The 21,856-nt window shown below is 60.3% G+C and carries 18 protein-coding genes; 3 read left to right on the forward strand and 15 right to left on the reverse strand.

Features of this window, described 5'->3' with window-relative positions; all coding sequences use genetic code 11:
- Positions 1 to 29: 29 nt before the first annotated feature.
- From ABD937_RS20870 to ABD937_RS20880, 3 genes are all read left to right on the forward strand, one after another.
- A complete protein-coding gene (locus tag ABD937_RS20870; protein WP_345257891.1) occupies positions 30 to 473 on the forward strand; it encodes a MarR family winged helix-turn-helix transcriptional regulator in 444 nt (147 codons plus the stop codon).
- 190 nt (positions 474 to 663) lie between these two features.
- Positions 664 to 2,445: an acyl-CoA dehydrogenase family protein gene (locus tag ABD937_RS20875; protein WP_345257892.1), complete on the forward strand. Its 1,782-nt coding sequence runs from the start codon at positions 664 to 666 to the stop codon at positions 2,443 to 2,445.
- A 578-nt stretch (positions 2,446 to 3,023) separates the two neighbouring features.
- Positions 3,024 to 4,496, forward strand: coding sequence for an outer membrane protein assembly factor BamB family protein (locus tag ABD937_RS20880; RefSeq protein WP_345257894.1), 1,473 nt, complete (start codon positions 3,024 to 3,026; stop codon positions 4,494 to 4,496).
- A 97-nt stretch (positions 4,497 to 4,593) separates the two neighbouring features.
- Here ABD937_RS20880 and murI read toward each other — a convergent pair whose 3' ends face one another.
- From murI to ABD937_RS20955, 15 genes are all read right to left on the reverse strand, one after another.
- On the reverse strand, positions 4,594 to 5,421 hold the full coding sequence (gene murI, locus ABD937_RS20885) for a glutamate racemase (protein ID WP_345257895.1): 828 nt from the start codon (positions 5,419 to 5,421) through the stop codon (positions 4,594 to 4,596).
- Positions 5,422 to 5,796: 375 nt separating this feature from the next.
- Positions 5,797 to 6,357 carry an OmpH/Skp family outer membrane protein gene (locus ABD937_RS20890; RefSeq protein ID WP_345257896.1) on the reverse strand — a complete coding sequence of 187 codons (561 nt, stop codon included), beginning with the start codon at positions 6,355 to 6,357 and terminating at the stop codon, positions 5,797 to 5,799.
- 82 nt (positions 6,358 to 6,439) lie between these two features.
- The gene (locus ABD937_RS20895) at positions 6,440 to 6,955 is read right to left on the reverse strand and encodes an OmpH/Skp family outer membrane protein (RefSeq protein ID WP_345257897.1); all 516 of its coding nucleotides are present in this window, start codon (positions 6,953 to 6,955) and stop codon (positions 6,440 to 6,442) included.
- Positions 6,956 to 7,012: 57 nt separating this feature from the next.
- Entirely contained in the window at positions 7,013 to 9,742 is a 2,730-nt protein-coding gene (locus ABD937_RS20900; RefSeq protein WP_345257898.1) for a BamA/OMP85 family outer membrane protein, read from the reverse strand.
- 335 nt (positions 9,743 to 10,077) lie between these two features.
- A complete protein-coding gene (gene uppS, locus ABD937_RS20905; protein ID WP_345257899.1) occupies positions 10,078 to 10,827 on the reverse strand; it encodes an undecaprenyl pyrophosphate synthase in 750 nt (249 codons plus the stop codon).
- 446 nt (positions 10,828 to 11,273) lie between these two features.
- Positions 11,274 to 12,113: a type IX secretion system protein PorG gene (gene porG / locus ABD937_RS20910; RefSeq protein WP_345257900.1), complete on the reverse strand. Its 840-nt coding sequence runs from the start codon at positions 12,111 to 12,113 to the stop codon at positions 11,274 to 11,276.
- 335 nt (positions 12,114 to 12,448) lie between these two features.
- Complete coding sequence (locus tag ABD937_RS20915; RefSeq protein WP_345257901.1) at positions 12,449 to 13,339, reverse strand: NAD kinase; 891 nt, start codon at positions 13,337 to 13,339, stop codon at positions 12,449 to 12,451.
- A 22-nt stretch (positions 13,340 to 13,361) separates the two neighbouring features.
- On the reverse strand, positions 13,362 to 14,822 hold the full coding sequence (locus ABD937_RS20920; RefSeq protein ID WP_345257902.1) for a BamA/TamA family outer membrane protein: 1,461 nt from the start codon (positions 14,820 to 14,822) through the stop codon (positions 13,362 to 13,364).
- 278 nt (positions 14,823 to 15,100) lie between these two features.
- Positions 15,101 to 15,760: a CBS domain-containing protein gene (locus ABD937_RS20925; RefSeq protein WP_345257903.1), complete on the reverse strand. Its 660-nt coding sequence runs from the start codon at positions 15,758 to 15,760 to the stop codon at positions 15,101 to 15,103.
- Between the two features lie 29 nt (positions 15,761 to 15,789).
- Entirely contained in the window at positions 15,790 to 16,569 is a 780-nt protein-coding gene (locus ABD937_RS20930) for an alpha/beta fold hydrolase (RefSeq protein ID WP_345257904.1), read from the reverse strand.
- Between the two features lie 296 nt (positions 16,570 to 16,865).
- Positions 16,866 to 17,402 carry a CvpA family protein gene (locus ABD937_RS20935; RefSeq protein WP_345257905.1) on the reverse strand — a complete coding sequence of 179 codons (537 nt, stop codon included), beginning with the start codon at positions 17,400 to 17,402 and terminating at the stop codon, positions 16,866 to 16,868.
- Between the two features lie 186 nt (positions 17,403 to 17,588).
- Positions 17,589 to 18,041 carry a GatB/YqeY domain-containing protein gene (locus tag ABD937_RS20940; RefSeq protein ID WP_345257906.1) on the reverse strand — a complete coding sequence of 151 codons (453 nt, stop codon included), beginning with the start codon at positions 18,039 to 18,041 and terminating at the stop codon, positions 17,589 to 17,591.
- A 129-nt stretch (positions 18,042 to 18,170) separates the two neighbouring features.
- A complete protein-coding gene (gene gldC, locus ABD937_RS20945; RefSeq protein WP_345257908.1) occupies positions 18,171 to 18,521 on the reverse strand; it encodes a gliding motility protein GldC in 351 nt (116 codons plus the stop codon).
- 241 nt (positions 18,522 to 18,762) lie between these two features.
- Entirely contained in the window at positions 18,763 to 21,075 is a 2,313-nt protein-coding gene (locus ABD937_RS20950; protein WP_345257909.1) for a CocE/NonD family hydrolase, read from the reverse strand.
- A gap of 57 nt (positions 21,076 to 21,132) precedes the next feature.
- On the reverse strand, positions 21,133 to 21,807 hold the full coding sequence (locus ABD937_RS20955; protein ID WP_345257910.1) for a hypothetical protein: 675 nt from the start codon (positions 21,805 to 21,807) through the stop codon (positions 21,133 to 21,135).
- Positions 21,808 to 21,856: the final 49 nt, after the last annotated feature.

Here is a 21,856-nt window from a genome sequence, read left to right on the forward strand (position 1 = left end):
TATATTTACTTGGTTGCATAAACAACTGTATGCCAAACAACCAATTCCGCAAGGGCGAGCTCTATAGCTTCATTACCGGCAAGGCGTCGACGGCCATCGCCCGCCGCCTGCAAAAGAAGTTCAATGGGGCCGGGCTGCCGCTCACCATCGAGCAGTGGAGTGTGCTGTACCACCTGTGGAAGGAAGACGGCCTCAGCCAGCAGGAGCTGTGCAACGCCACCTTTCGCGACAAACCGAGTATCACGCGCCTCATCGACAACCTCGAAAAAAGCGGTCTCGTGAAGCGTGTGGGCGACGAGAACGACCGCCGCATCAACAAAGTATACGTGACGAAGGCGGCCGCGAAATTGCAGGACCAGACGATGCAGCTCGCCGAAGAAACCCTCAACGAAGCCCTCGAGGGCGTGCCGCCGGATCATATCGAAATCGCGAAGGCCGTACTGCAGAAGGTATACGACAACCTTTCGCAATAGGTTCAGAAGGGTTCAGAAGGGTTCAGGAGGGTTGGCTAAGGAAAGAGCCTGCTGCAGCAATGGCAACCGCTTTTGACTTTTGAATTTTGACTTTGGATAGAGAAGCGATCCAACCGGAATGAAAACTTCCTCTGTGAACGACCCTTTACCAATAGACCAATAAACAAATAGACTAATAAACACACTTACCATGGAAGCAACAACGAACACGGCACTGAAAGGCGGCGAGTGGCTGGTACGCGAGAGCGATCCGGCGGCTACTTTCATCCCCGAGCACTTCAACGAGGAGCAGCTGATGATCCGCGACATGTGCAACCAGTACCTTGACACCGAGGTGTTCCCCATCCTCGAGCGCATCGACGACATGGAGCCCGGGCTCATGAAGTCGCTCGTGCAGAAAGCGGGCGAGCAGGGCATGCTGGCCACCTCCTTCCCGGAGGAATACGGCGGCCTCGGTAAAGACTTTATCACCTCCACCATCGTCAACGAGTACCTCGGCGCGGGCCATTCCTTTTCGGTGGCCATTTCCGCACACACCGGCATCGGTACGCTCCCGATCCTGTACTTCGGCAACGACGAGCAAAAGCAGCAATACATTCCGAAGCTGATCTCCGGCGAATGGACGGGCGCCTACGGCCTTACCGAGCCCAACTCGGGTTCCGACGCGCTCGGTGCGAAAACAACCGCACGCCTCTCCGACGACGGCACCCACTACCTCCTCAACGGGCAGAAGGCCTGGATCACCAACGGCGGCTTCGCCGATGTGTACACCGTGTTCGCCAAGGTAGACGGCGACAAGTTCACCGGCTTTATCCTGGAGCGTGGCTACGAAGGCTTCACCCAGGGCCCCGAAGAGCACAAGATGGGCATCAAGGGCTCCTCCACGGTGCAGCTCTATTTCCAGGATTGCAAGGTGCCCGTTGCCAACGTCCTCGGCGATATCGGCAAGGGCCATAAGATCGCGTTCAACATCCTCAACATCGGCCGCCTGAAGCTGTGCGCAGCAACGGTAGGCGGTGCCAAGCGCGCCATCACCAACTCGATCGTGTACGCCATTACGCGCGAGCAGTTCAAGACGCCGATCGCCAACTTCGGCGCCATCAAGCACAAGCTCGCCGAGATGGCCATCCAAACCTACGCCTGCGAGAGCGCGCTCTATCGCACCGCGGCCTGGATCGAAGAAAAGGAGAAGGATGACCTCGCCGCCGGCAAGCCCTTCAACGACGCGCTGCTGGGTGCGGCCGAAGAATACGCCATCGAGTGCGCGCTGCTCAAGGTGCATGGCTCCGAAACGCTCGACTTCTGCGTCGACGAAGGCGTGCAGATCCACGGTGGCAACGGCTTCTCGGCCGAATACAACATCTCGCGCGCCTACCGCGACTCGCGCATCAACCGCATCTACGAAGGCACCAACGAGATCAACCGCCTGCTGTCGGTAGACATGACGCTGAAGCGTGCCATGCAGGGCCGCCTCAACATGCTGGGCCCCGCCATGAAGGTGGGCCAGGAGCTCCTCGCCATCCCCGACTTCGGTAGCGAAGACGAAACGCCCTATGCCGCCGAGCGCAAGCTCGTGCAGGGCTTCAAAAAGGCGATCCTCCTCGCTGCCGGCGCTGCCGCGCAAAAGCTCATGATGGGCCTCGAGAAAGAGCAGGAGCTGCTGATGAACATCGCCGACATGACGATCGACACCTTCGTGGGCGAGAGCCTGCTGCTGCGCGTGATGCGCCTCGAGCAGGAAGGCAAGGCCACCCCGGTGCACCGCGACATCCTCGGCGCCTTCCTCTACGATGCCGCCGACCGCATCGCCAAGGCCGGTAAGGACGCGATCAACTCCTTCGCCGAGGGCGACGAGCAGCGCATGATGCTGATGGGCATCCGCCGCTTCACCAAGGCAGCCTCCTACAACGTGAAGGACGCCCGCCGCCGCATCGCCGACGCGCTGATCCAGGAACAGAAATACTTTCTTTAAAGAAAGGTTGGTATAGTTAGGAAAGGCCCGCTTCGGCGGGCTTTTTTCGTGTCCGAGGAGAACAGGGAACAGGGAATAAGGAACAAGGAACAGGGGAATGAAGGGCGGGGAAAGGAAAGAAGGGATTCTTACCGCTAAGAAAATAAGGGGCTAAGGTTTTCGCTAAGGTGAGGGAGCGTTTATTCGTCTATTGGTCTATTGGTAATGGGGTCGCTTTTGCGCGCCGAATACCTTATCGTACCGAACAATCATACCTGCCTGCGAATTGAGCTCGTGAAGAAAATAGTCCTGGTAATGATCATCTGCACTAATCGTATTAAATCCGTGTAATCCGCGTTCCTTCTCTTTTGGATGCCCCTCTTTACAGTGCAGCCTACAAAGAACAATCCATTACAGCGAGGTCACAACTGCATCACTCTATTGTTCAAGTGTTTCACCATTCGCGTCAGCATAATGCCACATGCGGTGATATCGCCGGATCGGGGGATGCTTTCGCTCCCCGTTACCGCCACAAGCGGACGCGGCACTACGTGTTTTGTCCTAAATTAGTGTTACCCCCGACAATCAAACCAAACACCATGACCCGGCAACTCGCATGTTTCAGTCTTCTTGTAGTACTCCTTTCTTTAAGCTGTCGTAAAAAGGGTGAAGAACCCGCTCCGCCCGCAACACCGACCCCAACCCCGACGGACACGCTTTCGAGCCAAAAAACGATTCTGCGCTTCGTACTGAAAGCGGCCGACAACGCCGGGTTGGCTGCGGACGACACCGCGCAGATGCTTGGCAACAACGAAATCCTGCTGACCCTGCCGTTTGGAACGAACGTAACCGCGCTGAAACCCACCATCACCCACACCGGCGCTTCCGTGACGCCAGGCTCAGGAGTGGCGCAGGACTTCTCGAGCCCTCGCCAATACGTTGTGACGGCGCAGGACGGAAGCCAGAATACCTATTCGGTATCGGTCCGCATCGCCGTCAACAGAACGGTGTACGCCGTCAACAGCGCCGGGAAGCTGTATGCCCTCAACGGCACCAACGGCACCGTGAAATGGCAGTATTCGGCCGGCGGCACCGTCGCGAGCGGTAGCCCTTGCTATCAGAACGGTACGGTTTACTTCGGGTCCTCGGACGGCTATATGAATGCGATCGACGCCAGCAACGGCGCGCTGAGGTGGCGCTTCCTGTCCGCAGGCAGTCTCGCCCACACAACACCGGTTGTCAGCAATGGCGTGCTGTACTTCGGCGGTCAGCGGGCCGGCGGCAGGGGCGCGCTCTACGCCCTCAACGCCAGCAGCGGGGCCCTCGTCTGGAACAACCTGCTCCCCCAGGCTCCCCTCGGCAATCCGACGGTGAGCAACGGCAAGGTGTTCGTATCGTACTTCTACGGGATGGTCAGCTTAGATGCCGCCACGGGGGCTTCCTTCCGCTCTTACAGCACGTCGATCTGCGGCATCAACCCACTCGTGGTAAATGGCTGGGTGTTTTCCGGCACCGAATCCACGGTCGTTTCGGCCTACAACGTCCAAACGGGAGCCAATGCTTGGCACTACCTCGACGTCCCCCCGGGAAGCCCGTCGGCCGGCGCGTCCTCCAGCCCGACGCTCCATAATGGTGTCATCTTCAACGCGGGCTACACCCGCTACCTCTACGCAATCGACAGCAGCAGCGGGGCGCTGAAATGGAAATACATCCTCGGCGGTGGTGCCAATACCGGCTATTTTTCCGCTCCCGTGGTGGGCAACGGGATTGTGTACGCCGGGAATACCGACAACAACGTTTACGCGATCGACGAACAAACCGGCGCGCTCCGGTGGCGTTTCAGCGACGCTCCGAACGTGGGCGGCACCCCCAACGTGGGCGGCATCAATTACTGTACGGTAAAAGGCACGATGCTTTATGTGGGCTATTCCAACGGCAAGGTTTACGCACTGAACGCCGTGACGGGCGGCACAATCTGGAGCTTCGACACGTCGGCGCCCATCTACGGAGGCATATGCGTCGAGGAAAACGGTAGTGTGGCCCATCCCGGCCACTCGGGCGAGCAGCAGTAAGGGCTCGCCGACGGCTCGACGTTCCTGTTGCGCGTGGCGCGATTGCACGGGCGACCCGAAGGAATGTGTAGCCTTCGCATTGAAGCCTGCCGGTGCGTCAGCGGAGATCCACATGCTGCGCGGAGACGGATTCCCCGAAGAAGATGCTGGCCTTGTTGTCGAAGTCGGCCGCTGCATCGGTCGTAAAAAACGTGCGGGCCTGCTCCTTCGAAAGCCTGGCCTCGATCTCGGGATGGCGCTGCAGGTAATCAGCAAGACTCTCAGCTACGATCTCGCCCTGGCCCAGCACCTGCACACCTTCGGGCAGCAGGGCCCTGATCTTGTCGCGCAGCAGCGGGTAGTGCGTGCAGGCTAGCAGCAAGGTATCTACGGACGGATGTTCCTGCAGCACCTTGTCTACATGGCGGCGTACGAAGTAATCGGCGCCCGGGCTTCCGTGCTCGTTGTTCTCGATGAGCGGCACCCACATCGGGCAGGCTTCCTGCACCACCTGCACCTGCGGAAAGAACTTCTCGATCTCCAGCAGGTAGGAGCCCGACTGCACGGTGCCATTGGTGGCGAGCACCGCGATGGCGCCGCTCTGCGAATGCTGCCCGATCACTTCGGCCGTGGGGCGGATGACGCCCAGCACGCGGGCCTTCGGGTCGAGGCGGGCGAGATCGTTCTGCTGGATGCTGCGGAGGGCCTTTGCGGAGGCCGTATTGCACGCAAGGATGATGAGCGGACAGCCTTGGCCGAGCAGCCATTCCACGCACTGCAGCGTATAGCGGTATACCGTATCGAAGGAGCGGTTTCCGTAAGGCGCGCGCGCATTGTCGCCCAGGTAGAGGTAATCGTACCCGGGCAGCCGGTCCACGAGCGAGCGCAGCACCGTAAGGCCGCCATAGCCGGAATCGAACACACCGATGGGAGCGGGAGTGGACATGGGGTAAAGATACGTCGCCGCTACGCGGCTGTTTATTGGTCTATTGGTTTATTAGTAATAGGTCGTTTACAGTGCAAAAGCCTTTGCGCATCGCGGTCATTGCGAACTTGGAAGTCATTGCGAGCCCCAGCCTTCTGCGGGGTAAATTCAGCGACGCAATCTCCACCGTTACGCAGAGTGTTCGCGGCTGGCCCAACGTTATCTTGACGTGTTCATCTTGGCTCACTTGCTCACTTGCTCACTTGCTCACTTGCTCACTTGCTCACTTGCTCACTTGCTCACTTGCTCACTTGCTCACTTGCTCACTTGCTCACCTGCTCACGAAAAAGCCCCGGCATTCAGCCAGGGCTCTTCTATGAACGGTGTTTTTACTGATTAATTTCTCGCGCCGGGACGGGGGGCAGGAGCACCGGTAGCCGGGGCATTCGGCAACTTGATACCGAGCTTCTTGGCTACGAGGGGCAGCAGGTCGTCGCCCTGGGGCGCCACGAGCAGCGTTTCCTTGTTTAGCACATAAGCATAGTTGTTCTCCTTGGCCACGGCGTTGAGGGCCGTTACCACGCGGCGGTAGATGGGCTCCAGCAGGGCCTGCTGCTTGGCCTGTACGGCCTGCTGCGACAGCTGCTGCCAGTTCTGGATCTCGTACACGAGCTGCTCGAGCTCGCCGCGGATGATGTTGCGCTGGGCGGCCGGCGTGCGCAGCGAGTCGCGGTAGAGGCTGTCCTTGCGCTGGTACTCAGCTACATTATACTGATAACGGGGAGCCAGCGAGTCGGTCTGGTAGCGCTCGATGAGGGAGTCCAGCTTACCGCTGTTCACCTCGGGAGTGAGGGCCACAACGTTATCGAGGCTGATGTAGCCGATCTTCTGGGCCTGGGCAGCCGATACGCTGAACAGCGCTACGAGGGCTACAACAAAAAATTTGATCTTGTTCATTGGGAGGTACTTGTATGTTTTGTTTTAGTTTGATGCGTCGTACCGCGGCATCGTTGGCAGGCGCCGCCGATTTCACGATTTCTTAATTCTTTACCCCGAGCTCCTTCAGGATGTCGTCGCTCTTTTCGAGTTTGGGGTCGGCAAAGATAACGGTTATTCCTTCGCTTTTATCGAGGATGAAGTCGTATCCACGAGTGGTAGCGAGGCGCTGCACCGCGTTGTAGACCTTGTCCTGAACGGGTTTCACGAGCTCCTGGCGCTTCTTGAAGAGGTCGCCCTCGAAGCCGAAGCGCTGGCGCTGGAGGTCGCGCAGGGTCTTCTCTTTTACGAGCAGCTGGTCTTCGCGCTTCTTGCGCAGGTCCTCGCTCAGCATCACCTGCTCGGCCTCGTAATCCTTGTACATCTTGTCGAGGTCGGCCTGCATCTTGTCGATCTCTTTCTGCCAGCCGGCCGCAACGTCGTCGAGGCTTTTCTGGGCCGACTTGTAGTCGGGCATCTTGTCGAGGATGTACTTGGTGTCGATGATGGCATAGCGCTGCGCCTGCACGGCCGCGCCCATAACGAGGCTGCAGACAGCCACCAGGAAGAATTTTTTCATATCGTGTCGGTTATACGAATGATGCGTACGGAAGGCAATGCGTTGCACCTCATTTTGTTATTCCGGCTCGAAACCGAGCATGAAGGTGAAGCGGCTCGCGTTCTTCAGGCTGCGGTCGGCGGGGCTCAGGCGGTCAAGCCCGATGCCGTAGTCGAAGCCCAGCATACCGAACATCGGCAGGAAGAAGCGCATACCGGCGCCCACGCTGCGGCGGAGGCGGAAGGGATTGTACTCCCCGAAGTTGCGCCAGCCGTTGGCCGCGTCGAAGAAGGTGAGTGCGTAGATGGTGCTGCTCGGGTTGCGCACGATGGGATAGCGCAGCTCGAGCTGGTACTTGTTGAAGATCGTGAAGTACTCGCTCACGCCCGAGATGTCGGGGTTGATCGACGGGTTCGGCTTGTCGAACACGGGGTAGCCGCGCAGAGCGATCACGTCGAAGCCGAGGATACCGAACGAGTTGGTAAGGCCGTCGCCACCGAGCTGGAAGCGCTCGAAGGGCGAGAAGTCGAGCTTCCGGTTGTAGCGGCCCATGAAGCCGTACTTGGCGGCGATCTTCAGCACGAGCTGGCGGTTGCGGTCGGCGCCGCCGGCACGGCCGATCGGCACGAACCACTCGGCGTTGAAGCGCCACTTGTGATATTCGGGGTTCTTATACGGGTAGGCAGAGGTCACGATGCTCTTGTCGATGAGCGAGTAGGGCGGCGTGAACTGCACCGAAGCCGTCATGTTGGAACCACCCGTAGGGTACTGCGGATCGAACACCGAGGAGCGCTGCAGGGCGATCTTGAGCGAGATGTTGTTGGACGTACCCGTCGTGAAGCCGAAGCCCTGGAACGCATAGTTCTTCAGCTTGTACTGCGTGTAGTTGAGCGAGTACAGGAGGCTGAAATAGTCGTCGGGCCACTTCAGCTGCTTGCCGAGCGAGATGCCCACGCCGATGGTGCGGAGGTACTGCTCTTTGGCCAGGCCCTTGTCGAAGGCGCCCGTGACGGGGTTATACAGGTTGGCGAACTTCGAGTTGAAGAACGAGATCGTGAAGGGATTGCGCTTGCGGCCGCCGAGCCAGGGCTCCGTGAAGGAGAAGTTGTAGGAGCGGTAGGCCGAGCCATTGCTCTGGATGCGGAGCGAGAGCTTCTGGCCGTCGCCGGAGGGCAGCGGGTCCCAGGTCGACTTCTTGAAGAAGTTCTTGATCGAGAAGTTGTTGAAGGTAACGCCGAGCGTACCGGTGAGGCCGATGCCACCACCCCAGCCGGCGGAGAGCTCGAGCTGGTCGGAGGATTTCTCCTCGAGCTGCCAGTTGATGTCCACGGTACCGTCGCTCTGGTCGGGTACCACGCCGGGGTTGATCTTTTCCTGGTTGAAGTACTGGAGCTGCGCCAGTTCGCGCTGGGAGCGAATGAGGTCGGAGCGGCTGAACTTCTCACCCGGCACCGTGCGCAGCTCGCGGCGGATGACGTAGTCTTTCGTCTTGTCGTTGCCGTAGATGTTCACGTTGCGGATGGTGGCCTGCGGGCCTTCCACGATGCGGATCTCGTGGTCGATGGTGTCGTTGTAGACGGCCGTCTCCACGGGGTCGGCGCGGAAGAAGAGGTAGCCGTCATCCATATAAAGGCCGGAGATGTCGGCGCCGCCTTCGGCAGAGAGGTTCTTGCCGAGGCGCTTGTTGAGCACGTCGAGGTTGTAGATGTCGCCCTTGTTGATGCGCACCACGGCACGCAGCAGGGAGTCGCTGTATTTGGTGTTACCGCGGAACACGAGGTTGCCGAAGTAGTAGCGGCGGCCTTCGTCTACCTTGATGGAGATGTCCACGTTGCCGTCGGGGCGGTTCACCACGGCGGTGTCCGTGATGCGGGCGTCGCGGTAACCGAGGGCGTTGTAATAATCTAGGATCTTCTCACGGTCTTCGTCGAACTTGTTCTGGTCGTACTTGGCGCCACCGAGCTTCACGCGCACAAACGGATCGAGGAAGGCGCGCGTCTTGGTGAGCGAGAGAAAGCCATAGTCCTTCACGTACTCTTTGAACGTGATGCGCTCGTTGGCGCCGAAGGGCGTGATGGGCGTGGTGGGGTGTACCGACAGGCGCATCATCTCCTTGGTGCCCTTCAGCTCTTTCTTGAGGCGGAGGTCGGTGGCGGCCTCGTTGCCGTAGAAGTTCACGGAGTTGACCTTTACCTTGGGGCCCTTGGTGATATGGAAAATGAGGTTGTTGGAATTGGCAGTACCGGGATCGGGCTTTTCCTCGAGGCGCACGCGCACGTTGCGGTAGCCTTTGCCGGCGAAGAACTTGCGGATCGCCTCGATGGCGTTGCGGCGGGTGTTCTCGGTGATGATGGTGGAGCGGGAAAGACCGACTTTCTCTTTGAGGTCTTCGCCCTCGGTCTTGCGTACGCCCTGGAAGCTGTAGTTGGACAGGCGCGGGCGCTCCTGCACGTTGAGCTCGAGGTGGATCACGTCGCCCTCGATGCGGGCGATGTAGATCTGCACGTTGGAGAAGAGGCGCTGGCGCCAGAGGTTCTGGATCGCCTTTGCAAATGCGTCGCTGCCGGGGATCTGCACCTTATCGCCCACCTGCAGGCCCGAGATCGAAGCCACGATCGCGGTATCGAGGTGGTTGGCGCCCGTGACGCGGATGGAGCCGATGGTATATTCCTTAGGCCGTCCGTCTTCGATGCCCTGGAGAGTGGGGTCCACGCCGGTTACCCGGGTGCTGTCCTGGGCGCTCACGGTCGAAACCAGGGCGCAGGAGCACAGGAGCACGAAGAAGAAACGGGAGCAAATTTGTCGCATAATGGATGGTTCAGTCAATCGGAAAGCAGCGTCGGTCAAAGCTTTGGGGAGGCAAATTAACGGTAAATTTCGTAGCTAATTGTTAAAACGACGCCCCGCGGAGGCGGGGCGGGTTTGGACTTTGGGGTTTCCAGTTTGAAGTCGGGAGCCGCTCACAGCGCAGGTTTCACTCACTTCCATCATCAGCGGCTACAGGACCCGGCATCGGGCGTTCGGCCTTCGAACCGGCCAGTCGGCCTTAATACCTCGCCGGAGCAAGTAGGGCATTAATAATCAAGGAGAAGCATCAAATTGAAACAGCCTGTCCCCGACAACTTCGAACCCGAACCTCAGCCTCACGAACTTTTGACCTGCTCCCCCGTCTTACCGAACCTGCGCTCGCGGCCCTGGTAGTCGATGAGGGCCTCGTAGAGGTTCTCCTTGCGGAAGTCGGGCCAGCGCACGTTGGTGAAATAGAGCTCGGCGTAGGCAAGCTGGTAGAGGAGGAAGTTGGAGATGCGGTATTCGCCCGAGGTGCGGATCATGAGCTCGGGGTCGGGGAAGGCGCTGGTGGTGAGGGCGGCCTGCAGGGTGCCCTGGTCGATGGCTTCCACGGCGAGGCGGCCCTGCTTCACATCCCAGGCGATGTTCTTGACGGCGTTGAGCAGCTCCCAGCGGCCGCTGTAGCTGAGGGCCATAATGAGGTGGAGGCCTGAGTTGTCCTTGGTAAAGTCGAGGGCTTCCTGAAGCTCCTTGCGGGCGTAGGCGGGCAGCATGCTGAGGTCGCCGATGACATTGAGCCGGATGTTGTTCTTGTGCAGGCTTTCCACCTCGTTGCGGATGGTGGTCACCAGCAGCTCCATGAGCCCGACCACCTCGTACTCGGGGCGGTCCCAGTTCTCGGTAGAGAAGGCATAGAGCGTCAGGAAGCCGACGCCGAGCTCGGCGCAGCCCTCCACGATGTCGCGTACGCTCTCCACGCCGTGGTAGTGGCCGAACAGCCGGTCCTTGCCCTGCTCCTTGGCCCAGCGGCCGTTACCGTCCATGATGATGGCGATATGCCGCGGCAGGCGGTCTTTGTCGATTTGGGTAAGGAGGTCGGACATAGGCGGCGAAAATACGATTCTGGGTTGAACGCCGCAAGCGGCGGGGAGGGCACGCGGAAAACGCGGAAAACGCTGAAGATACTTGGGGACAGTTCTTTTCATCTGCACCCTTTCTCACGGTACCGAGCCGCGGGTGCAACAGACTGCTAAAATAGAAGCTGCCCGCGGGTTGAATATTCCGGTTTAAAACGCAGAAAAGAAAAGGTTCCTGTAGAATTGCGGCGGCCGCCTGCGGCCGCTTCCGCGTTTTATCGGAACACTTCCACCTACAGCCGGCTTCGATATTTAGAGGAAATGACGCACCCGCAGCCCTACCAGTAAAATGAAACTTCCTCCTCCAAACGCAATCCCGCAGAGGAGAACAAGTATTTTCCGCGTTTTCTGCGTTTTCCGCGTGCCACAAAAAAAGCGCCCACCGGGCGCCTTCTCTATACGTTTGGATGGCCTCAATACGAGGGGCACTTATACGATTGCAGGTTGAACGACAGGTAGATGATGCCGGTCACGAACTGGTCTTTCTGCTTCGAATTGCCGCGCTGCACGCCCTTGGCGCCGATCGGGGCACCGGTTTCGTAGGAGCGGTCCGACAGCAGGAAGGCAGGCGAGGGCGTACCGTCGGGGTTCGGCGGGAACACCTCGGGCTCCACGAAGGTGGTGCTCACGTCGTCGAGATAATCGGTGTTGGTGAAGCGGTGCACGATCTCGAAGCCGATGTTCATGCGGCCGTTGATGTTGTACTTGATGCCGACGCCGAAGGGGATGGCAAGGGCCATCGTGCTGTAGGGCTTACGGTCGGGATAGGCCGCGGAGCCCTGGCCCTCGGTGCCGAGGGTGCGGAGGAAGTATTTGTCGCCGCCGAGGTAGGCGAAGGGGTCGTAGCTGAAGAGCGCCGCGCCGAGCGTCACGTAGGGCGTGAAGCGGAGCGTTTCGCTGTAGGGCTGGAACTTGAAGAAGTTGAAATCGCCCTGCAGCCCCACCTCCCAGATATTGGAGTTGAACGAGAGGTTGCGGCGCCGCATGTATTCGTTGCGGTCGTTGTACACGTCGGAATAGCCGACGCGGGCATAGGTGCCGCTGACGCGCAGCGCGATGTAGTTGCCGAAGTTCTTACGGAAAAACGCCATGGCGGCGATCTTGGGCCGGTTGATGTTGGCGCGGGTGTTCAGGTCGCCGAAGTAGTGGGCGGCGCCCACCCCGAAGCCGAATTCACCTTCCTGGACATAACCCTGCTGTGCACAGAGCGTGGCCGGTGCGAGAAAAGCGAAAAGTGCCAGTGTCTTTCTCATAGCGTTGCAAATTACGATATTACCTATTGCCTGAAACGGAAAATGGAGCGTTTTCGTGTGCGCCGGCGGAAGAAAAGGTTCTGAAAGGTTTTGAAGGGTTTTGTAAGGTTTTGAGGGGTTGTTGGGTTATCGCCCGGCCTGACTTAGCCTTAACGGAAGCGGTTTTTAGTGGTCAGATTGCTGGATGGAGCGGAGTCAGGCCGCTGAAAGTATCCTCGGTCATCTTGTCCGCCCGGAAAGGTGGTGTACCGAAGCTTCGGGGGGTACCAGTGCGAGCGTAGCCGAACTGGGCTCATGCTCCCATTACCCCATTATCCCATCACCCCATTAGCACATTACCCACCTCCCGGGTTCCGCTTGTCGAAGCCCCAGGAGAGCTTGTTGCGGAGGGTCTGGAGGAAGTTATTCTCGTTGAGGCGCACGAGGCTGATGGCAAAGCTCTCCTTGCGCACCGCCAGCTGCACGCTCTTGTGCACGAGCTCGCGGCGGGCGTCGAGGGCTACGATGATCTCTTCGGACCGGCTCTCGATCTCGAAGGAGATGATGGTATTGTCGGGGATCACGATGGAGCGCACGTTGAGGTTGTGCGGCGCGATCGGGGTGATGACGAAGGAACCGGAATCGGGGAACACCACCGGCCCCGCGCAGGAGAGCGAATAGCCCGTGGAGCCCGTGGGCGTGGCCACGATGAGGCCGTCGGCCCAGTAGGTATTGAGGAGCTCGCCGTTGATGTAGGTATGGATCTTCACCATCGGGCTCACGTCGCGCTTGTGGATGGCAAACTCGTTGAGCGCGTAGGGCACCTCGCTGAAGAGGGGGATGGAGGCATCGAGGTGGATCAGCGAGCGCTTGTCGAGCACGTAGGAGCGGCGCGAGAGGGCGCGCACCGCCTCCTGCATCTCGTTGCGGCCGATGGAGGCCAGGAACCCGAGGCGTCCGAAGTTGATGCCGGCGATGGGGATGTTCTTGTCGCGCACGAGCGTGGCGGTATCGAGCAGGGTGCCGTCGCCGCCGAGGGAGATCACGAATTCAATGTCATCGGAAAGATCGGAGGAGCAGGTAAAGACCTCGAGGTCGTCGGGCAGCTGCATGTGCTTGCGCGCCTCCTGGTAGAACTCGTCGAATACGACCGGCACGATCCGCTCCTTGCGCAGTTCATCGAAAAAAAGCTGTACATCGTCCAGCTGCGCCAGGTCCAGCACCCGGCTATAGATCGCTACTTTCAACAGGGCCTATTTACGGTTAAGTCTACCAACGGTTCTTGTTATGTAAATATAGGCCGTTTTGCCCGTTCCCATTGACGCTGTATTCAATGCGGAAGGTAACGTCGTAGAACAGTACGATGTCGAGGCCCAGGCCAGCCGAGCGGAGGAGGCGGTTATTGAGGAAGTTGGTGCCCGGGCGCTCGTTGTAGATATAGCCCGCGTTGGCGAAGGCCTTCGCATAGATCTTCACCGGCACGCTGCGGAGCTGCGGCAGGCGCTTGATACGCGGACCGGCGACCTTGCGGTCCACGATGCGCTGGTGGAAGGAGGCCTTCACGAAGCCGCCGGCCACGCCGTCGATGGTGTAGTCCTCATAACCCTGCAGGAACATCTCGTTATACCCCACGAACTGCTGCATCGGGTAGGGCTGGCGGAAGGGCAGCTTCACGAGGCCCGTGGCGAGCACGTTCACGAACGATTTGGCGGTAACCGGGAAATACCGGGAGGCGCGCGCCGAAAGCTGCCAGAGGTTTACCGGCGCCTTGATGCCTTTCTTGTGCACCATTACTTCGGCCCGCATGCCGCGCGTCGGGTAGGGCGCGAAGTCCAGGTCGAGGTACTGCATCTGGTAGAATATTTCGGGATACCGCACCGCGTTGCGCTCGAAGAGGTAGGCTTTATTGAGCGAGGCGATGGTATCGGCCACGCGCTCGTCGTGGTAGCCGATGCCGAAGATGTGGCGGGTCTTGATGGCGGGGCGGAAGGTCACGAAGGCCTGGGCGCGGCTGTACTTGTAGATGAACCGGTCGCCGTCGTGGAAGCCTACCGGCTTGTTGTATTCGGTGCCGTAGGTAACGTCGTGCTGCTGGCCGCGCTGCAGCGAAAAGCCGAAGGTCCAGTTGAGGTTGTTATCGAGCGGAAGTCCTTCGTAGATCAGCTGCGCCTCTTTCTGGTAGCCATTCGTGAGGTTGAGCGTCAGCTTGTCGTTGAGGCCGGAGATGTTCTTGTGCTTGATGCGGATGCCGTACTTCACGTTGGCGAGGGGCATGCCTTCCTTCACCCACTGCTGGTAGGGCATGCCTACCACATCTACAAAGGGAACCGGGAAGAAGTACCAGCGCTCCTGCACGGTCACCAGCACCCGGGCATCGTTGTCTTCGGTGCTGGCTACGCGCACGTCCACGTCGAGGAAGAGGCCGGTGTTCATGAGGCGCGTGCGCGCCTCGGTGCAGCGGGCCACGATCTCGTAAAGGGGAAGCTCCTCGCCGGTCTCGAAGGGCAGCTCGCGGTACAGCACTTTCTCACGGGTACGCCTGGCGCCCGTCACCTCTACGTCGGTGATCGTATAAATGCGGGTGGTATCGCCACCGCTGCTGGGCACTTCTTTCGTGGAGAAAAGGAGGGTTTCCTGGGCCAAAGCCGTCTGCGCCCTGCCTTGCAGGGAGCCTAGCAGCACGAACAGGGCCAGGAGGAGAAGTCGGGTATGTGTGTTTACGGTTAGCATGTCGGGGTTCCCCTACCCCTACCGTAAATACAAAAGCGTACCGGTTTTAGCATTTCCTTAAAATAGGTCATGCCGACGATGGTACGGGTGCAGGCGGGAGTGCAAGCAACGCGGGTGAGTAAGGTTGGGATCACGTCCCTCAAGCTACGGAATTATACCCGGAATTTCATCGGCGCCCGGCCCGGAAGTCGGCGGATGGGCCCGAAAAGGCGCCCGGCTACGTAGAAACCGGTAGCGGCGCCGGATGGATCGGTTGGAAAATAAGGGAGCGGGGAAACTCAGAGCTTCAGGTAGCTCATGAGGTTGTCGAAGTTGCGGCGGAGCTCGTTCTGGTACAGTTCTTCCCCAAAATAGTATTTCACGACGTACTCGTAGCGCTGCAGGGTGGCGATGATGTCCGACACTTCCATTTTCGATACGCGGATCGTGACCTGCAGGAGGCCCGTCTCGGGGTCGGCGAAGGAGTTGAGCTGCGTGATCATGGCATCGTTGGATTCCACGATGCGGTTGATCTCGGTAAACGCGTAGGCCTTCGGCTCCATCTCGAGCACGATGAGGCCGCCCGGCTGGTCGAGGCTCATAAAGTCGGAGGCGTTCTTGAGCAGGTCGTTGTAGGTAACAAGGCCGAGGATGTGCTTTTCCTCGCCCAGCACCGGCACTACGCTCAGCTTGTTCTGCACGGCCACCTGGATGGCTTTAAGGAAGTGGTCGTTGGCCTGCACGGCCGAGCCGCCATCGGAGATGGGGAGCTGCTTAAGGATCTCCTCCTCGTCGGAATGCAGGAGTTGCTCTTCGGAGATGATGCCCAGGTATTTCTCCTCCGCCACGATGGGAAGGTGGGCCACATGGTAATCGTTCATGAGCTGCAGGGCATGGAACACCTTGTCCTCCGGGCGCAGGTACGGGATGGAATTCGATATCAGGTCTTTGGTCAACATAGGTTATGCCCTTTCTTTAAAGACAGGTATCACCCCGCAACTGTTGCAGGCTGGGCCAGCTTTTGCAAAAATTTGTCCAGGATGGCATTGAACTCGGCGGGTTGCTCCATCATGGGCGCATGGCCGCACTGGTCGATGAAATGCAGCTCGGATGCGGGGATGAGGCGGTTGAACTCGCGGGCCACGAAGGGCGGCGTGATGGTATCGTTGTTGCCCCAGATGAGCAAGGTGGGTTGCCGGATCGCGTTGAGCTCGTCGCCCAGGTTGTTGCGGATGGCGCTTTTGGCGAGGGCGATGATCTTGATCACCTTGATGCGGTTGCGTGTGATCTCGAACACCTCGTTCACGAGATCTTCCGAAGCCATCTTGGGATCGTAGAAGGTAAGTTCCGTTTTCTTTTTGATATAGTCGTAGTCGCCGCGCTTCGGGTAGGAGTCGCCCATGCCGTTCTCGAACAGCCCCGAGGAGCCGGTGAGTATGAGCGACTTGACGCGCTCGGGATGCTTCAGCAGGTGCACGAGGGCCACGTGGCCGCCGAGCGAGTTGCCCAGGAGGTGGATGTTGGTATAATTACGGGCCTCGATGAACTTGTGTACGTGCTTGGCGAGCCCGCCCACGGTGGTGTGGAGGATGTCGAGGTCAAACAGCGGCAGCATCGGCACCACCACTTTATGGGAGCGCCGGAAGTACTCGATCACATCGCCGTAGTTGCTCAGCCCGCCGAAGAGTCCGTGCAGCAACACCAACGGCTCGCCTTCTCCTTCCTCGATGAACCTGAACTTGTCCTGTTGTTTAATTTCGTACTGCATCTGCTCTACTCTGTTCGCTAAAATACTCTATTTACCTAAAAGACACGAATTGTACCAATTCGGGAATCGGCAATCGGTAATCGGCAATGCGTCCCCGTGGCCGGTGCCGCTACGCGGTTATACCAGCGTTCCCAGGGAGGCATCTTGGTTGCCCGGAGTTGCTCATCTGCCCTGACGGCTTCGCTGGAACCAAAGGCTCCCGATGGGGGTCATCGATTACCGATTCCGGATTGCCGATTGCCGCCTACCGGTCCGGGCAAATATAAAGGTCTGCGGTATTGAGTGAGTTTATGAAATCAGGAAGCTTTCTGCGCCACGCCGCCGAAGAAATCGGAAAGCTGCCCGAACCCGTCACGAAAGAAGGGCAGTACGGCGCCGAGACCGGCGATGATCTTCGGCGCCAGCGGCGCGAGCCAGGGCCAGGTAACGGAGCTTTGCTTGAGGGAATCCTTGATGAGGTGCAGCTGGTCGGCATAGAAAAGTACGATGCTGCACACGAACAGGTAGAGCAGCGCATAGAACAGGAAGCCGCCGAGGCGGTTGAGCCAGCCCAGGAGCACCACCTGCAGCGCCCCTTCAATCAGCTTCGCGCCGAGGCGCACGAGCAGCAGCACCACTACGAATACCAGAAAGAACGCGAGTACCGGCAGCCAGCGCCCCGACACGTTGGTGCTTTCGCCGAGGTAGCCCGCCACGAGCGCGCTGAGCTTCAGGGCGGCAGCCAGCCCGATGATAAAGGCCAGCAGCGAGAACACGGCCAGCACGAGGCCCTTGCGCAGCCCCTTCAGGAGCGCGAGCACGAGGAGGCCCAGTACCAGGATGTCTATTCCCATAGCGCTGCGCGCGTTTATTGGTCTATTCGTCTATTGGTCTATTTCTACGGGGTCCCTTTGCTTCGAAGGGCTCTTTTGCCTGTTGGCGTTGCGAAGAGAACGAACACGGATAGAGCGGATGCTACCGATTGACACGGAACGGAGCTGTCTGCATCCGTTCTATCCGTTTCATCTGCGTTCCTTCTCTCACTTGGCGAGCAGCTCCTTCACGGCAGCCGAGATGGCCTTGCCTTCGGCGCGGCCGGCAAGCTGCTTGGAGGCAACGCCCATCACCTTGCCCATATCGGCCGGCGAGGCGGCACCCACCTGCGCGATGATGGCGCGGAGCTCGGTCTTCAGCTCGTCTTCGGAAAGCTGCTGCGGCAGGAAGCCGGCGATGACGTCGATCTCCTCCTGCTCCTTCTGGGCGAGGTCGGCGCGGCCCTGCTGCTGGTAGATCTCTAGGGCGTCGCGGCGCTGCTTCACCATGCGCTGGAGCAGCGGGATCTCCTTGTCTTCGGCGAGGGCGCCACCGGCGCCGGGCTCTGTCTTTGCCTTGATGATCTCCGCCTTGATGGCGCGCAGCGCGCGCAGGGCGCCTTCGTTCTTGCTGCGCATGGCATCCTTCAACGGTTCGGTTATTTTCTGTTCGAGGCTCATAAGTTTTAATGGGGGAATGGGGTGATGGGGTAATGGGATAATAACGATCAAAACAGGATAAGGAGCGAAGGTGCCTGGAGTATTTTCTTTCATTACCCCATCAGCACATCACCCCATTATCCCATTCGCTTATCCCGCTTTGTTATCGCGCTGCTGCTGCTCCTGGAACTTCTGGTAGAAGGTCTTGGCGAAGGACTTCATCTCGCCCACCAGCTCCTGGTTCTGCGTGGCGCGGCCGAAGGTGTCGGCCATCGTCATGAGGGTCTGGTAGTAGAAGTCGGCCATCTCGTCCACCATCATCTTCTGCGTCCAGAGGTCGATACGGAGGGCGGATTTGTCGGCGCTGTCCCACAGCGAGAGGATCATCGCCTTGGCAGCCTGCGGCACGGAGGCCGTGCTTTCGGTGGCTTGCCACTGGATGTGCTCGGGCACGCGGCCCTCGTCGAGTGTTACGTCTATGGTGATGGTGGACTTGTGCATGTTCGAAATTTGCCGCGAAGGTAGGGAAGGCCGCTTCGCGGCGGTTTATTGGTCTATTAGTTTATTGGTTTATTGGCCCCGACAAAGCGAAGCTTGTCGGGATGCCGGCCGGAGCGCCCGCATAAAGGGTCGTTCTCCGGCAAGCTCAGGATGACAAGAGATGAGCAATTCGTTTCAATCAAACGTCACAGAACCCCAACCTTTCAAAACCCCGCAAAACCTTTCCGAACCTCCGGAACCCTCATTGCACGGGAATCGCCACAGAACTGCCGCGGGCGAACACGCGGAGCTCGATGGGCCGCGGGCCGGTGGCGCGCTCCTCGCTTACCACGCCGCCGAAGCCCCAGTTCTTTTCGGTACCGGCGTCGTTGCGCAGCCGTACCTCGAGGCGCAGCCGCGCCCCCTTCGGCAGGTGCTGCACATTGTAAAAGGCGGTGCGGAAGGGCAGCAGGTCGGGCACACCGGGCCGCATCAGCACCGCGCGTCCGTCGCCGCGGCGATAGCGGAGGCGCAGCGCATCGTCGGCCAGAACATCCAACTTCCCCGAAGGATGCACCAGGATCCAGTTCACGTGCAGGTCGGCATCGGGAGTGCTGATGGCAGCCAGCAACTGCGCCGTGCAGGCGCCGGTAAGCACGTAGTCGCGGTCGAGGGGTGCCGACTCGAAGCGGAGGCCCGGATTGAACGCATACCAGGCCGAATCGTACGCCGGGGCAAAGAAGGAGGCCGAATCGCGCACGCTGAAGAGGTCGTGGGTATAGGCAAAGGAGCTGTCGCGGCCCCGGGCCGGCAGCAGCGTGGCGCCCGTTGCGGCGGCCGGCGCGGAGAGGTGGAGCCGCAGCGAGTCGCCGGTGCTGCGGAACAGCGAAGGCGCCCCTTTCCAGTTGCGGCCGGCCGGGTCGTAGTACATCGCCTTGTCGCGGAAGAACGCGGGCAGCGGGGTGCCCTTAAGGGCCCAGTCGAACCAGCCGATCACGTATTTATACAAGGGTATCTGCGCCTCCCGGTCGATGAGCCTCCCGGCCTGCGAAGCTGCCGGCATCCATTGCGCGCCGCTATGATCGAAAGGGCCGATGATCAGGTAGTGCGGGCTCTTTGGCCGGTGCTGCAGGTGCTGCCCGTAGTAGTGAAGCGCGCCAAGCTGGTCGCCGTCGTAATAGCCCGTGGTGGTCAGCACCGGAATATCGAGGGCGCGGTAGTCGGCTTCCTTCGGCAGGATGTTGCGCCAGTATTCGTCGAAGTCGGGGTGCTGCAGCCAGCGCGTGAAGTAGGGACTGGAGAGTCCGGCCACCGAGTCGAAGCGGGCAAACGGAATGCGGTTGCGGTACCACTCCCACTCCTTTTGCTGCCAGAAATGGTTGTTCTCGAACAGGGCCGAGTTAAGCGTGGCGCCCTGCACGTAGGTGGCCCAGCGGAGGATGTAGGGATAGAAGCTGCCGGAGATCCGCGGGAAGTCGACGCCAAAGCCCACCGACACCATCGGGTTGATAGCCTTCAGCGCCGGGTGGCGGTACTCGGTGCGGATTGCCTGCCACTGGGTAAAGCCCACGTAGGAGCCGCCCGAGGTGGCCGCCTTGCCGTTGCACCAGGGCTGCTTTACCGCCCAGTCGATGATGTCGTAGTAATCGCGTGCATCGTTCTCGTAGGGGAAAAAGGTCCCTTCCGACTTGCCGCGGCCGCGGCAGTCCACGTACAGCATCGCGTAGCCGTTCACGGCGTAGATGTTGCCGCTGCGGCCCTCATTGCCCGTGGGATACGGGCTCTGCATGATGACCACGGGCACGGGACCAAGCGCGGCCGAGTCGCGGAACAGGAGGCCGTGGAGCCGCACGCCGTCGCGCATCGGGATCTGCACCGAGGTCTGCAACACGGCCTCGGGTGATACCCGCCGGAGCACTTCCTGCATGCGGTTCCCATAGGTCCCGATGAGGTGGCGCTGCAGGAACAACTGCATCACGTAGGGCATGTTGTAGATCTCCATCGGCGTGCGTGCCTTCAACGAGCTTTCCACAAAGGAGCGGGCGGTGGCGCCCAGCTTCGCACCGGACTCCGGCAGGTAGCGGGCCTTGAGCGTCGCCGATACGTCTTTGCGGAACGCAGGTTCGATGAGCTGCAGGCCGGCATAGAGCGCGTCGGCGAACGCATCGGCAAAGGCGCCGCCGCGGCGCTGCGCGCGCAGGGCTTCGGCGTAGGCGCGCTCCAGGAACAGGGTGGGTAGGGCAAAGCGTTGCTTATACAGGTACTGGCGTGCCGAGTCGATCAGGCGGATCGCGCCGTCGGGATCGTCGCCATACAGCCGTGCGATCACAGCCGCCGTCATCACCTCGGCCAGCAGGCCCGAATCGCGCAGGGGCTTGCGCAGGAAGGGCGCCACATCGGCCTGGAGGCGCGGAGCCACCGACCGGAACTGCAGCACCAGGGCGGCCGAATCGTCGGCGCGCAGGTCGGCAGGAAGGTCGTAGGCCAGGCGGTGAAAGTCACCGTTGGAAAGGGTATCCTGGGCACCGGCAGGCTGCAGGGCCAGGAGGGCGAAGACAAGAAGCAGGAGTCTCATGGCAGGAGTTTCGTCTCCTGAATGTAAGGCTTCCGGCCGGCACCTGCAAACGGGGCCTCAGCGCCTCGCGCGGGAATACTGCCGGGCCCCGGCTCGTCGTGCACGCCTTCGGGCATCAGCGAGTCGCGCCTCAGCAACAGGATGCGGCGGGCGATCCAGGGCCCACCGGCAAAGCGGGTGCGGAGCGAATCGAGCGCTTCGTCTTTCCGGGTCCAGTTCCGAAGGGGGCAGCTGCGCTGTGCTTCGGCATAAAAGGCCGGCCACTGCACCGGTGCTTGGATGGCGAGTGTGGCCCGGTACGAGTCCTGCGCGGGTACCCAGCGGGGCGGCGGGGCGGTCCCACGGGTACTTTTGTGCCGCGGCAAGGAGGCGGCCTTCGAAGGCGGCGGCAAACACGCGAAGCCGCGATTCGCCGCTGAAGCCGGCGTCGGAGCGGCGGTACTGATCGAGCAGGCGACGCTCCTCCGGTGTGGCAGCGGCACTCTTTCCTTCGAGGCACTCCTGGAAGCACGCGAGCAGCGCGCCGATCGCCGTACTGACGGTGCTGTGGCTGTTGCCGAAGCGGCGATCGTCCTCGGCAATGGTGGCATACGCCGCCTGCGTGGCCCCGATGCCGGCGGCGGGCAGGGGCGCGGACTCGTACCAGGTGGCAAAGCCGGTTTCGATGGGGCGCTGGGCGCCGGCGGCGCGCACGAGCATCGGCACCGACAGTATAAATACGGTGCGTAACATGAGGGCGGGGTTGAACGGGATCAATCAAAAAGCCGGAAGGGCGTCCCGC

This window comes from Flaviaestuariibacter amylovorans (assembly GCF_039541815.1).
Taxonomy (GTDB): domain Bacteria; phylum Bacteroidota; class Bacteroidia; order Chitinophagales; family Chitinophagaceae; genus Flavisolibacter; species Flavisolibacter amylovorans.